At 69.8% G+C, this 13,006-nt stretch carries 10 protein-coding genes; 1 reads left to right on the plus strand and 9 read right to left on the minus strand.

Annotated features, from left to right (window positions below; translation table 11 throughout):
* Positions 1 to 4: 4 nt before the first annotated feature.
* From B2W22_RS10225 to B2W22_RS10255, 7 genes are all read right to left on the minus strand, one after another.
* Positions 5 to 253: a hypothetical protein gene (locus B2W22_RS10225; RefSeq protein ID WP_286937504.1), complete on the minus strand. Its 249-nt coding sequence runs from the start codon at positions 251 to 253 to the stop codon at positions 5 to 7.
* The gene (locus B2W22_RS10230; RefSeq protein WP_286937506.1) at positions 244 to 2,187 is read right to left on the minus strand and encodes an ATP-binding protein; all 1,944 of its coding nucleotides are present in this window, start codon (positions 2,185 to 2,187) and stop codon (positions 244 to 246) included. The genes B2W22_RS10225 and B2W22_RS10230 overlap by 10 nt, the downstream gene beginning before the upstream one ends.
* A complete protein-coding gene (locus tag B2W22_RS10235; protein ID WP_175122718.1) occupies positions 2,184 to 3,476 on the minus strand; it encodes a DUF4255 domain-containing protein in 1,293 nt (430 codons plus the stop codon). The genes B2W22_RS10230 and B2W22_RS10235 overlap by 4 nt, the downstream gene beginning before the upstream one ends.
* On the minus strand, positions 3,473 to 4,297 hold the full coding sequence (locus tag B2W22_RS10240) for a hypothetical protein (RefSeq protein WP_286937508.1): 825 nt from the start codon (positions 4,295 to 4,297) through the stop codon (positions 3,473 to 3,475). Before B2W22_RS10240 ends, B2W22_RS10235 begins: the two co-directional genes overlap by 4 nt.
* Complete coding sequence (locus B2W22_RS10245) at positions 4,294 to 5,019, minus strand: hypothetical protein (protein WP_175122720.1); 726 nt, start codon at positions 5,017 to 5,019, stop codon at positions 4,294 to 4,296. Before B2W22_RS10245 ends, B2W22_RS10240 begins: the two co-directional genes overlap by 4 nt.
* Positions 5,020 to 5,031: 12 nt before the next feature.
* Complete coding sequence (locus B2W22_RS10250; RefSeq protein WP_056566211.1) at positions 5,032 to 5,556, minus strand: phage tail protein; 525 nt, start codon at positions 5,554 to 5,556, stop codon at positions 5,032 to 5,034.
* 67 nt (positions 5,557 to 5,623) lie between these two features.
* A complete protein-coding gene (locus B2W22_RS10255) occupies positions 5,624 to 7,906 on the minus strand; it encodes a phage tail sheath subtilisin-like domain-containing protein (protein WP_286937511.1) in 2,283 nt (760 codons plus the stop codon).
* 412 nt (positions 7,907 to 8,318) lie between these two features.
* Between B2W22_RS10255 and B2W22_RS10260 the strand changes: the two genes are divergently transcribed.
* On the plus strand, positions 8,319 to 10,940 hold the full coding sequence (locus B2W22_RS10260) for a carbohydrate-binding family V/XII (RefSeq protein ID WP_286937512.1): 2,622 nt from the start codon (positions 8,319 to 8,321) through the stop codon (positions 10,938 to 10,940).
* A 74-nt stretch (positions 10,941 to 11,014) separates the two neighbouring features.
* Here the strand turns inward: B2W22_RS10260 and B2W22_RS10265 are convergent, their stop codons facing one another.
* Positions 11,015 to 12,208 carry a hypothetical protein gene (locus tag B2W22_RS10265; protein ID WP_286937513.1) on the minus strand — a complete coding sequence of 398 codons (1,194 nt, stop codon included), beginning with the start codon at positions 12,206 to 12,208 and terminating at the stop codon, positions 11,015 to 11,017.
* 55 nt (positions 12,209 to 12,263) lie between these two features.
* Positions 12,264 to 12,992 carry a hypothetical protein gene (locus B2W22_RS10270; RefSeq protein ID WP_286937515.1) on the minus strand — a complete coding sequence of 243 codons (729 nt, stop codon included), beginning with the start codon at positions 12,990 to 12,992 and terminating at the stop codon, positions 12,264 to 12,266.
* Positions 12,993 to 13,006: the final 14 nt, after the last annotated feature.

Consider the following 13,006-nt stretch of genomic DNA (forward strand, 5'->3'; position numbering starts at 1 on the left):
CTGCTCAATGCTTCAGATGAAACGTGTCCGCGATCGCGCGGCCCGCCTGCGTGCCCGTCTGCGCCGGTTGCGCGCCGTCCGCCACGGTGCGTACCGCTTCTGCATGGGCATCGGCGGCCGCGCCGCCGTTCTGCGCCGCCCGCCGGACCAGCTCGTGGACCAGGGCGGCAACGAACGCATTGCGTTGGGCCGCGTCATGGCTCGGCAGGCTGAGCGCGCGGATATGCAGGTGAATTGCGGATTTCATGGCCATCCCCTCGTTTCGGCATCGGCCAGCGGCCGTTCCCGTTTGGCGGCTTCAGCGTGCGCGGCTTGCAGCACGTGAGCCATGGTGACTTCGGAGCCGGCGTCGGCGGCCAGAAAGGCCGCGTTCAGCGCGACGTTGCGGATGCTGCCGCCCGTCAGGTTCAGGCGCGCCAGTTGGCGCGGATCAAGATCGCGGGTAGGCGTGGCGGCCGGGAACACGCCGCGCCAGATCCGCGCGCGCTGCTCCAGGTCAGGAAACGGAAACTGCACGACAAAGCGCAGCCGCCGCAGAAAGGCGCTGTCCAGGTTGGACTTCAGGTTGGTGGTCAGCACCGCGAGGCCCCGGTACGACTCCATGCGTTGCAACAGGTAGCTGATTTCGATGTTGGCGTAGCGGTCGTGGCTGTCCTTAACCTCCGAGCGCTTGCCAAAGAGCGCGTCTGCCTCGTCGAACAGCAGGATCGCGCCGCCGTCTTCCGCGGCTTCGAAGAGGCGCCGCAGATTCTTTTCGGTCTCGCCGATGTACTTGCTGACGACGGCGGACAGGTCGATGCGGTACAGGTCCAGCCTGGTTTCGCGCGCCAGGACCTCCGCGGCCAGCGTCTTGCCCGTGCCGCTTTCGCCGGTGAACAGGGTGGCAAGACCCAGACCTCGCGACTGCGCGGCCGCGAACCCCCAGTCTTGATGGACCCGATAGCGCTGGCGCAGATGCGCGGCGATCTGGCGCAGCACGGCGCGTTGCGGCTCGGGCAGCACCAGGTCGTCCCAGCCTGCGGCCGGCGTCAGACGTTGCGCCAAGCCGTCCAGCTTGCGGCGGCTGGCCTGCGCGCAGCCCTGCCACAGCACGGCGGCCGGATCGGCGCCGGGTTCCTGCAAGGCGGGGGCGAGCGCGGCGGCGGTGCGCTGCAGGGTCCGCGAGTCCAGCCCGAACTGGCTGGCCGCCTGGTCCACGGCATCGCCGACTTGCGCGGCGGCTTGCGGCCCCAACGCCTGCCGCCACAGCGTTCTGCGGTCGGCCTCTTGCGGCCGGGAGACGGCGCACGGGCGCGAGGCCGCGCGCAACGTGACGGGTTCGCGCACGCCCACGAGGCACAGCCCGCCGGCCTGTTCCACCAGATGCCGCGCCGCCGGCGTCAGGCCCTCCGAGGCGTCGATGAACAGGGCGGCCCCCAGCAGCACGGCCTCGCGCTGCCAGAGCGTCAGCATGACGTTGCGCTCGGCGGCGTCCGCCGGCACGTCTTCTACCTGCAGCGCCAGGCACGCGAGGCCCGCAGCATGCGCGGCGCGCGCCGCCACGTCTTCCTGCGCACCGGGGTCATCGCCTTCCAGCACAAACACCGGCAGCGGCGTGCCTTGCGCGGCGGTGACCTGCGCGGCGATCTGTTTCGCCGCCGCTTCGTGCGCGGTCGCCGTGTGGGGCAGGGGCAGCGCCGGCCGCAGTAGCGGGCGCAGTCGCGCGTCCGGCTCGTTCAGGCCGGCCAGGTAATGCAGCACGCGTTCGTCGATGCGCAGGCGCGCGGTGCTCAGGTCGGCCGTGTCGTCCACGTCCAGCAGGCGCCAGCGGCGCAGCGGACGCTGCGGCGACAGGGCGCTCCAATGCGCGCCTTCCAGCTCGGCCAGCGCCAGCGCGAAGCTGGCATGACGCTGGCTGCCCGATCGGCCGTTCGCGTGGGCGCACAGATCGGCCAGCACCGCGTCCATCTCGATGCCGGCGCACAGCAGCAGCAGATCACGCTCGAACGCCGACAGGCCGAAGGTGGCCGTCAACTGATCGATGGCCGAGTCGCCGTGGAGCGCGGCGCGCGCCTGCGCAAGCTGCTGCGCGCCGTGGCGCGGCGGCCGGCTGCCGGGCTTGCGCAGCCTTGTGCGCAGCCGCGTGAACTCGGCGGCCAGCAGTTGTTGGTTGGCTTCGATCCAGTCGGTGGGCGCGCGCGCGTTCATGGCAGCTCGATCTGGCGGTCAAGATAGCGGACGGGGACCGCCTCGCGGTCCACCAGCGGGCTTTCAATGCCGTCCACCCGCAGCCGCACCAGAAATCGCGTGCCGGCGGGCGGCGCGTCGCGCCATTCGAAGATGAGCGCGCTGGCGGGTGCGGTGGCGGGTTCAGCGGGCAGCTCGCGGTCGCCCAGCAGCAGGCTGGCCGCCTGGCTGGGCAAGAGCGGCGGCGCGATGCCCAACGTGATGCGCACCGTGCCCGCGTTGCGCGTGGCGGCGGCCGGCGGCAGCACGGGCTCGGGCGCCAGCACCAGCGCCAACTGATTGCTGTCGCGGCGCAGGCCGGTATCGCTGGCCTGCACCGTGGCATGCACGCGATAGACGCCGACCGGCAGGTCCGACGGCATCGTCAGCCGCAGCCATGCGTCCGTGCCGGCCTCGACGGGCACGTTGCGTTCGGCATCCAGCGTTGAATGGCGCAGCGTCACCGTGCGCGCCAGGCCATCCAGATGATGACCCTGCAACGTCACGGCGCCGCCGGGCACGGCAACCGGCTGCCTGCCCGCGGGTTGCACCGATAGCAGCGTGGGCAGCGGCGGCGTCAGGCCGGGGAACACCAGCACACCCCGGTCGCGCGGCGTGCCGGGAATGGCTTCCCCGCGTGTCAGCACGGGCAGGGCGCCGCGCGCGGGCCGCCTGGACTCGATCAGCACCACCGACACCTGAAACGCGGCGGTCGGGCGGTAGTGCGCCTGCAGGGCGGACCACAGGCGCGACATCTCTTCCGCGCCCAGCGCTGCCGGGGTGATCTTCAACAGTTCGATCTGACTGGCCAGGTCTGCGCTGCGCAGGCTCTGGTAAACCGTCGGCAGAATGGCGCCATCGACCACGTCCGGATCCAGCGCGCGGCGCACGGCCTCGCGCGGCAGCACGGCCGATTCGTGCAGCAATTGCAGCGCATAGCCCAGCAGCACTTCCGCCTGCAGCTCGGCGCGGCCATACGCGGTCAGCAGATAGTGGAGGTCCAGGGCCAGCGGCGGATTCGCGATGCGATCGCCTGCCGGATCGCGCGACGGCAGCGCGGCATTGCGCCACGCAGCGTTGGGCGTGACCTGATGCAGGAAGAGGTTCAGTTGCGGATCTTCCTGGTTGTCCAGCGACACCGCGTCGGGCGCCAGCGCGGATACCTTGACGCCCGCGCCCAGCGCGTCCGTGACCGCGTGGTCGATCATGCCCGAGTCGAGCAGGTCCTTGATGACGGCGGTGACCGCCGCGATCGCCAGCGCGTTGCTCATGGCAGCCCCGCGCGTCTGGCGGTCAGGTAGGCGCGCAGCGACAGCGCAGACGATCGCGGGGCGGCGGGCGCCGCGCGTTGGGGCGGGGGGGCGACTTCCAGGCGGTCAATGGTGATGTGGACGTCGGGCGGAGAGGGCGGCAGCGCGGGAAGGCGGGAGGCGGACGCCGCATCGGCGGCGTGGCTTCTTGCGTTGCGTGCGTTGGGGCCGGCAAGTTCACGTGCCTCGGCGGACAAGGCCGCGTCGCGTGGGGCAGCAGGGCGGGTACTGTCAGTGACGTCGTGCTCGCCTGACTTTTCCGCCGGTAAGGGCGATGTGATTGGCGATACGGCTGCGGGGCGGGTCTGCCGGTCGTCGGCGGCGTGTTTGTCTGCCTCGGTGGACCGAAGCGCGCGCGATTGGCGAACCGGCGAGGGCGCATCTTGATCACCGCGCGCCGGGTTGCGTGGGGGCACGTCCGCGTCGGCGATCGGCGCTGTCACGCTGAAATGCGTGCGATGCCGGCGTGTGTCATGCGCCGCGTCAGGCCCGTTCGCGCCGGCCGTATCAACGTTCCTTTCTGTCTGGCCAATCCCCCCGGAATCCGCAGCGTGCAACGGCGTCTGCGCGAAGCTGGCCACGCTGGATCGCGCGTCGTCTCTGGCCGCCTGGACGCGCGCGTCCGACGCCGCCTGCGCAGCCCCCAGCCCCTGCGTCTCACCCCGCCAATCATCACGCGGCACGGTCCCGACAAGCGCCACGGCCCGCGGCGACGGCGCGCTGCGCAGGCGCGGTGCGGAACCCACGCTGCGGCTCGCAAGCTGGCGCAGAAAGCCGCTCATGGAAGCGCCTCGCTGTCGGCCAGTTCCAGATACGCGGCGCGCCGGGCAGGTCCCAGCGCCAGCACCTGCGGTTCGGTCCAGCCGTAGGCGCGCGCCAGACGATGCACATCCCGCAGCAGTCCACGCGCGCAAAGACTGATGTCGTCCCACACGCAGGCGTCGGCGTCCAGCGCCACGGTCCACGCATGCGCGCAGTCCGCGCAGCGCAACGACAGCTCGATGTTGGCGGCGGGGTCCAGCGCTTCCATGCGCGCTTCGATGTCGTCCAGCGCCGCACCCTGCGGCAGGTCGGCGCCGGGCGGTGCGTCAACCCGGCACGCACGCAGCAGCAGCGCAAGCGCCGCGTCGCTGTCGGCGGCCACCGCGGCCTGCGCCTGGTCGCGGCTGCTGGGCAGACGCCATGCCGCTCCATGCGCGTCGAACATCGGCTCGGCCGATGCGCGTTCCGGCGGCGGGGACACCGATTCCAGCAGCGTGGCCACATCCAGGTCGAACGCCATCGCCGCGCCGCATGCCGGACAATCGGCGCAAGCGGCCAGCTGCGGCCCGAACGTGGCTTGCCGCAGGCGCAGCAGCGCCAGGTTCCGCCATCCGACCGGCCGTGACGCGACATCCACGTCGGGCATTGCCTCGGCAAGCGCAAGCAGGCCGCGGTCTATCGGATGACAGTCACGGCCCGCCTCCCACAGCGCAAGAATCTGCGATTCGATCAGGGCGTTCATCGCGGCGCTCCATCAGGCCGGCTCGACGAAACTCGGTTCGGATGGCTCGGCGACTTCGTAGTCGCGTTCCCATCCTTCGTTTTCCAGCTTGATGGTCTGAATGGCGACCGCGTTGGCGTTCGCATCCAGATCGGGAATCGCCTGGTATTCCGACACCCAGCAGCGGAACACCTTGTAGGCCAGGACGAGCTGCCCGGCTTCGTTGTAGACCTCGATAATGAGGTCCTTGCGGAAGTTCTTCAGCGACACCTCGCTGCCCAGGCCCGATCCAAAGTTCCACACCTTGTTGGCCCACTGCTCAAATTCGCGGTCGTGCGTGACGCCGCGTTCCAGCGTCACCGCCTCGAATTTGCTGCGGCCTGGCGATTTGCGTCCGCTGGACGGGTCGCCGCCTTCGCGGTGCTCGACCACTTCGGTGCTGCGCTTGAGCGCCGACACCTTGCTGACGCCGGCCACGTAGCGGCCATCCCACTTCACCCGGAATTTGAAGTTCTTGTACGGGTCGAAGCGCTGCGGATTGACGGTGAACTGCGCCATGGCAATCTCCTGGTAACCGTGGTCGGCAAACGCGCCGGGCCGCATGCGGCGCCGGGGCGTGCCGGGCTCAGGCCTGTATCTGGCCGGCCAGTTGCTGGATGCTGATGACGACGAACTCGGCGGGCTTGAGCGGCGCAAACCCCACCAGGATGTTGACCACGCCGCGATTGATGTCGTCCTGCGTGGTGGTTTCCCGGTCGCACTTGACCAGATAGGCCTCGCGCGGCGAACTGCCCTGGAAGGCGCCTTGCCGGAACAGCGTGTTCATGAACGCGCCGATGTTCAGGCGGATCTGCGCCCATAGCGGCTCGTCGTTGGGCTCGAACACCACCCACTGCGTGCCGCGATACAGCGACTCTTCGAGGTAGAGGGCCAGGCGCCGCACGGGTACGTACTTGTATTCCGAAGTGAGCTGATCCGCGCCGCGCAGCGTGCGCGCGCCCCACAACACCGCGCCATACACCGGGAACGTGCGCAGGCAATTGACCCCCAGCGGATTCAGGCTGCCGTTCTCGCCATCGGTCAGCGTGGCGGCCAGCGAGATGACGCCGGTCAGGTTGGCGTCGGTGCCCGCAGGCGCTTTCCACACGCCGCGATTGCCGTCGGTGCGCGCATACACGCCGGCGACGGTGCCACACGGCGGCGCCAGACGCGGCTTGCCGTTCTTGAGCGGGTCGGACACGTACGTCCACGGGTAGTAGACGGCGGCGTGATCCGACTTGGGCAGCGCCGTGCCGTTGGCCACTGCCACCATCGCCGCCGGATCGGTGGCGGTGGGCGGGGCATCCACGATCATGAAGGCGCGCCGCTCTTCGCAGTACGACGCGGCATCGGCCAGCACGCCGCTGTGCGTGATGGCCGGCAGGCAGAGCAGATTGAAGATGTCGGCGTCTTCCAGGGCGTACAGCCCTTGCCGCAGCGCGCGGCTGCCGATGAACGCGGCATAGACGTCGTCCGGCCCGTACGGCGTTTCGGTGCCGCCTTCCAGCAATGCATCAACCGGCGGCGGCGAGGCGACGGCCCCGGTCAGCAGATGCAGCGAGGCGGCCAGGTCGTTGGCCGGCGCGGCCGCGACCGCGATGGTCGAGCCCAAGCCGCGCGAGCCGCTTGCCAGCACCAGCGTGCTGCCCTGCACCCGCGCCGTGAAGTCGCGGAAGGCCGGCGTGCCCGGCCGCAGCGCGCGCACGGCGGCCTGCAGGCGCGCCGCCACGTCTTCCAGTTTGGCGGCCAGCGAACCGCCCGTGGCGGTGGCGTCACCCAGGCTCACGAGTTCGGGCCCCAGGCCATCCAGCGTGATGCGCAGGCTGGTGTGCGTGGCGTCGGGCAGCGCGTCCAGGTCGGTTGCGCCGAAGGCGTCGCTGGTCAGCGTTGCCGCGTCGGGCGTGGGCGCGGGGCGAATGATGGCCGCGCCGTCGGTTTCGATGCCGCCCGCCAGCGAGCCCAGCATCAGCACGCCCGCGGCGTTGTTGCGCGCGCCCGGCAGCACGCGGACGCTGGCGTTCTCGCCGCCCGCGCCGGACGTCATCACCAGCGTGTTGCCGTTGCGCGCGGCGGTGAAGTTCGCCAGCGCCGGCCGGCCCTGCGCCTGCGCCCGCACCTTGGCCTGGATCGCCGAAGCCAGCGCGGTCAGACGCTGCGTCGCGGTGCCGCCGGCTATGTCGCCAGGCAACGCGATGCTGACGCCCACGGGTTCCAGCCCGTTCACGGCCACGCGGAAATCGGTGTGCGTCGCATCCAGCAGCGTCTGCACGTCGCCCAGCGTGCCGCTGACGCTGGTGCCCGCCGGCAGCGCATCCAGCGCGCCCTGCGACAGCATCCGCTCCAGTCGAACGAGCTGCGATACGCCCTGCACCAGATCCAGCAGATAGCGCGGATCCTTGGCGTTCAACGAGACGTTGGCGTAGCTTTCCGCCCGCCCGTCGCTGCCGCGGATGATCTGGATGTTGAAGGTGCTGGAGGGCACCGCGGTGGCGTGGTCGACGCGGACCTGGATGCTGTTGCCGGATACGCCGGGGTCCAGCGCGCGCACCGTCAGCACGTCCACCGCGGTTGCGCTGCGCAAGGTGCGCTGCGCGGGCGACGCTTCCTTGACCACGCGCACGACCCAGGCGTCCGTGCCGCCGTTCACGAAGAACTGGCGCACGGCATAGCCCAGCTCGGAATCGTCGGCCAGTCCGCCGAAGGCGCGTTCATAGTCGGAGAAACTGAATATCCGGACCGCCTTGTTGACGGGACCGCGTGGGGCCGCGCCCAGAAAGGCGGCGACCGAGGTCGCGACCCCGGCAATCGTGCGAACGCCGCTGGGAATTTCCTGGATATAAACCCCGGGATGGGACAGGGTAAGGGCCATGAGCTGCTCCTTCACACGGCTGTCAGGATCAATGTCCTGGCCGCAGGAGAGGCTTAGAGAGCCGCCAGCGCGCCACGGGAGACGGGCAGGAGAAGGCTGGCGATTCGCGCGAGGCTTGCGCGGGATGGCGGGCGTTGCGCCGCTCTAGTTGGATTGCAGCGGAAAGGCAATCGGGCAAAAGCAGCAAGCCCTGGTAGGAACGAGTTATAGAAGTTCTGATTGATGCGATCAATAGCTTTTTAACGGCGTTAACCATCTGTTTCTTATTCAGGGGGCGGTCAGCTCCGGTCTTGCCGCAATTGAACCCCGGGGCGCGCTGGCGTATAACCCGAAGCGGCGCCGCCCGCGATCATCCGGGCGGCGGAACGCCCCAGCCGGTTTGGCAGGCGGCCAGAACCTCAAGGAGCGTGAGATGAATTGCGTGTCCCGAATGCTGCATTTGCATGACTGGTTTTCCCGCTTGCCTGCCACCTCCGGCGATGCCGCCCGACGCCTGCGCATGACGCGCGTTGTCCTGGGCGTGGCGGCCGGAACGTCGCTGGCGTTTGGTGCCGCGGCGCAGCCGCAGAATGCCGGCCAGCCCCCGTCAGCCCCCACGACCCAGACTGCTGCCGCGCAACCGGGCGCCGGCCAACAAGACTCGTCCGCCGCGCGCGCGCTGCAATGGCCGCGTAGCTTCACCGCACCCGACGGCAAGCGGGTCGAGCTGTACCAACCGCAGATCGACACCTGGACCGCCGACCGCCTCACCGGCCGCATGGCGGTGGCGGTGGGACCGGCCAAGGGCAGCCCGACCTACGGCGTCGCCGAGTTTTCCGCCCGCGCCGACGTGAACAAGCCGGCCGGGCTGGTGCGCCTGTCAGACATCCGCGTCGAACGCGTGCAGGTGCCCACCGCGCCGCAGGAGGCCGCGCGCCTGCGCAGCGAACTCGAAGCCCGCATCCCCGCCAACGGCGTGGTCACGCCATTGGCTGCGCTGCAACTGAGCTATGCGCTGTCGCAGAACAACCCGCCCGCCAAGACCGTGCCGGTGAACAACACGCCGCCGCGCATCATCTACCGCACGGTGCCGGCGATCCTGGTGCTGGTGGATGGCGCACCCGCGTGGACCCAACTGCCCGACACGCAGGGATGGCGCCGCGTCATCAACACCCGCGCGCTGATCCTGGGCGACAACGCCGGCCGGTTGTACCTGCAGGCCGCGGGCCACTGGTACGAAGCCGGCGACATCAACGGGCCGTGGCGCACCGTGGCGCAACCGTCGCCCGCGCTGCTTGCGGCGGCAGACGCCGCGCGACGCGGTCCGGCGGCGGACCCGTTGATGCCGCACGACGGCAAGGCGCCGCACCGCGCGCCCGATGTCGAAGTGTCGACCGTGCCCGCTGAACTGCTGATCACGATTGGCCAGGCCGAGCTGCGGCCGGTGCCGGGGACTTCGCTGCTGTCGGTCACCAACGCCGACCACGCCGTGTTCATGAACCCGGGCGACAACCGCTACTACCTGCTGGTGTCCGGCCGCTGGTTCCGAGGCGCGCGGCTGGAAGGGCCATGGTCGTATGTGCCGGGCAAGGACCTGCCGCGCGATTTCGCGCGCATTCCGCCGCGGGATCCGCAAGGCGGGGTGCTGGTGTCGGTGCCCGGCACGCCGCAGGCGCGGGAAGCCGTCATTGCGTCGACCATTCCGCAGACCGCCACCGTGTCGCGCAGCGCCGCCAAGCTGCAGGTCGAATACGCCGGCGGCGCGCCGGTGCTGCGGCCCATCGACGGCACGACTCTGCACTACGCGACGAACTCGCCGGTGCCGGTCATCGAGGCGGAAGGCCGCTATTACGCGCTGTCGAACGCGGTGTGGTTCGTGTCGGACTCGCCAACCGGACCGTGGCGCGTGGCCGACCATGTGCCGGCGGCCATCTACGCCATTCCCGCCAGCTCGCCGCTGCATTACGTGACCTATGTGCAGGTCTACGGCGCCACGCCGCAAAGCGTGGTGTTCGGCTATTCACCCGGCTACATGGGCGTGGTGGTGGCGCCAGACGGCACCGTCGTCTACGGCACGGGCTATTCCTATCCGCCCACGATCGTACAGAACACCTGGGTCGGCTATCCGCCCAGCTATGGCTACAACGCCGCCTTCGATTCGGCCGCGGGCTTTGCCTTCGGGTTTGCCGCCGCCGAGGCCTGGGGCGGCGCCGCGCCGTACTGGGGACCGTACTATGGCGCGCCCTATTGGGGCGGCGTGGACGTCAACAAGGTCGACGTCTACGGCGCCTGGGGCGGTTCCGGCACGGTCACGCACGCGGCCGGCTGGAACGGCTGGACGGGCACCGAGTGGCAGGGCGCCCACGCCGAAGGCTACAACCCGCATACCGGCGCCGCGTTTGAAGGCACGCGCGGCGCGGCTTACAACGAGTACACGGGCAACGCCGCCGCCGGACGCCGGGGCGCCTACACCGATCCGGTCACGGGCGCATCGGGCGCGGGCCGCGCGGGCGCGGTCGAGAACGACGACGGCCAGTGGGCCGCGGGCCGGCAGAACGTGCGCACCAATGCCGACACCGGCCGCACCACGTACTCCGCCGCCAGCGCGACCGGCACGGCGGGCCAAGGCGCCGACAGCGTCGACCGGCGCGGCGCCACCTACAACCGCAACACCGGCAGCGGCGCGGCGTGGAACAACGGCAACGTGTATGCGGACCACAACGGCAACGTCTACGAGCACAACGACAACGGCTGGCAGCAGCACACGTCGTCGGGGTGGCAGCCCGTTCAGCCGAACACGCAGTCCAATTACCTGAACGCACAGCGCCAGGCGCGCGATTATTCGACGCAACCGGGCGGCATGGATGGCGGAGGCTGGCAGAACCGCATGAACGAGTCCGCGGGCGGTTGGCAAGGCCGCAGCGACGGCGGCTGGCAGGGTCGCGCGGAGGGCGGCTGGCAAGGGCGCGGGGAGGGCGGCTGGCAGGGCCGCGGGATGGAGGGGCGCAGCTTTGGCGGGTTTGGCGGGTTCCGGGGCGGCGGCTTCCGGCGTTGAGCCGGTAGGGGCAACGCGCTCACCTGGCGCGCAACGCGTGCCGGCTCGGCGGCCGGCACGCATGTTGTCTGTGGTCAGTCCTGCACCAGGTACGCCTGTCCGCCCGGCTTCAGATACGCCGCCAGATCGCTGAACGGCACCTGCGCCAGCGTGCCAAGACACACGCCCGACGCGTGCCCCACGCCCGACACCGACAGGCTCAGCGCACCCGGGGCGGTCGCGCCCAGCGCAAGATACGTGGGCCAAAGATCCCAGCAGCCTTCCTTGGAGCGGTCTTCCGTCAGGCCCGCCTCGTCGCGCGCCGCCAGGGTTTTCTGTACCTGGCCGGCAAGTTCCTTCAGCGCGGGGCGCGGTTCGCGGTTGTTCGGCTCGTAGGCGTCGAACACGCGGTTCCAATCCAGGGTTTCGCCGCGCAGCAGGTCCAGCGTGTAGGGATCGAAGTGATTGTTGGGATGCGCGCCGCCACAGTCCAGGCTGCCGGACTCGGTCACGGTCATCATCGCGCTGGACAGCCACGGCACCTTCACGACCTCTTCCTCGTAGTTGCCCAGCGTTCCCGCGGACGGGCCGTCGCTGGTGTAGGCCGTGGCCTTGCAGGCCAGTGCTGCGTGGCTCATGCGCCAGTGGCGCTGTTCGAGCAGATGGTTGACGCGTGCCATGACCGCTTTGTCCGGATGCCGCGACAGGCGCGGATAGCTGAATTGCGTGCGCGGATCGCGCCACATGCGATAGGCCACGGTGGCGCTGCCGATGTCGTCGCCCACGGGCTCGGCATGACCCGCTAGTTTGAGCGTGTCGTAAGGCACGCGGGCCGCGTCGATCTCTACGCCGAACTCGATGCCGCCATCGGGCGTCAGCGCGCTGGCGTCGTACTGCGCGGCACGCTTGAGCGTGAAGCTGCGTTGCTCGCCCGTGCGCGTGTCGATCCAGACCCCCCGATAGCCCTGCGCGTCGAGCGTGCCTTGCCAGGTGGCGGCAGGCTTTGCGCCCGGCTGTTTGGCGGCCTGGTACGTCAGCGGCTCGGCCAGCGATTTGACGGTGCCTTTGAGCGGAATGTCGACGCCGTTCTGGGGATAGAAGTAGCGTCCGGTCAGCTCGCCGTCGGCGGCCGCGCTGTCCAGCTCCATCACGATGTCGCCCACGCCTTGCAGCGTGCCCGTGTAGACGGTGCGCTCGGCGGCGCTGGCCTCGCCGGGCGCCTGCAGCAGCAGGGCCAGCGCCAAGGCGCCAATCGGAATCGAAAGCGGGCGTGCAATGGGAAAGGGCATCTGCGTGGTGGACCCTGAGACGTGGGCCGGTCAATATACTCGACGCATCAGGGCTTCAATCTGCTGACCGCCACTGTCCAACGCTGGGGTCCACGCCAACGCGCCGGCCATCTGCCCAGACCTGTTCCTCATCCAGCCGCGACGCCGCTGCGGTGTCGATGTCGAAGACAATGCCAAGCGCCAGTGCGACCGCCGGATCTTCGATCGGCAGCTCCCAGGTCAGAAAGAGTTGCGACAGATCTTGGTCATCGGCAAAGTCCGCATCGTCGTACCCGCTTTGATGCCGGCGAATCACGGCGTGCGGCTGGCAGGTGTCGAAGACGATGGCCACGCCGCGCGTGAGCGCAATGCGGTGGCCGGTGCCGGGAAAATGCACGTCCAGGCCCTTGTCGTCGGACAGGAACAGATTGCAGAACGCCGCGCTGCCGTATTGACCGCCGTCGTGGTGATAGCGCGCGCCGCGGCAGGCCATCAGCGCCATGTCGCTGGCGCCCAGCACATCGCCCAGTCCCAGCGCGCGCGTCCAGTCGCGCATGGCTTGCACGCACTCGCCGAATTCCGGCCAGCGCGCGCGGGTGCGGGACACCGGCATCTGCTCGACGTCGCCGGGTTCGAGCAGCAGCCGCGTGCGGATCTCGCGATCCCAATCGGCCAGCAGACGCGCCGGCGGCGCGGGCACGTTCAGGTGGCCAGCGAGCAGCCGGCTGCTGACGCTGCGGCTGCGCAAGACGTCATCGTGCGCGTAAAAGAACGACGTCAATCGGTCCTGCAATGGGTGATTCATGACTGCAATGGGTG

The organism is Achromobacter sp. UBA4530 (assembly GCF_002388205.1).
GTDB classification, from domain to species: domain Bacteria; phylum Pseudomonadota; class Gammaproteobacteria; order Burkholderiales; family Burkholderiaceae_B; genus Achromobacter; species Achromobacter animicus.

What these genes read in the sequence shown, in the direction of transcription:
- B2W22_RS10270 (WP_286937515.1), bottom strand. Translation starts at nt 12,992, where the DNA reads ATGAATCACCCATTGCAGGACCGATTGACGTCGTTCTTTTACGCGCAC.
- B2W22_RS10240 (WP_286937508.1), bottom strand. Translation starts at nt 4,297, where the DNA reads ATGAGCGGCTTTCTGCGCCAGCTTGCGAGCCGCAGCGTGGGTTCCGCA.
- B2W22_RS10235 (WP_175122718.1), bottom strand. Translation starts at nt 3,476, where the DNA reads ATGAGCAACGCGCTGGCGATCGCGGCGGTCACCGCCGTCATCAAGGAC.
- B2W22_RS10225 (WP_286937504.1), bottom strand. Translation starts at nt 253, where the DNA reads ATGGCCATGAAATCCGCAATTCACCTGCATATCCGCGCGCTCAGCCTG.
- B2W22_RS10265 (WP_286937513.1), bottom strand. Translation starts at nt 12,208, where the DNA reads ATGCCCTTTCCCATTGCACGCCCGCTTTCGATTCCGATTGGCGCCTTG.
- B2W22_RS10245 (WP_175122720.1), bottom strand. Translation starts at nt 5,019, where the DNA reads ATGAACGCCCTGATCGAATCGCAGATTCTTGCGCTGTGGGAGGCGGGC.
- B2W22_RS10260 (WP_286937512.1), top strand. Translation starts at nt 8,319, where the DNA reads ATGAATTGCGTGTCCCGAATGCTGCATTTGCATGACTGGTTTTCCCGC.
- B2W22_RS10250 (WP_056566211.1), bottom strand. Translation starts at nt 5,556, where the DNA reads ATGGCGCAGTTCACCGTCAATCCGCAGCGCTTCGACCCGTACAAGAAC.
- B2W22_RS10230 (WP_286937506.1), bottom strand. Translation starts at nt 2,187, where the DNA reads ATGAACGCGCGCGCGCCCACCGACTGGATCGAAGCCAACCAACAACTG.
- B2W22_RS10255 (WP_286937511.1), bottom strand. Translation starts at nt 7,906, where the DNA reads ATGGCCCTTACCCTGTCCCATCCCGGGGTTTATATCCAGGAAATTCCC.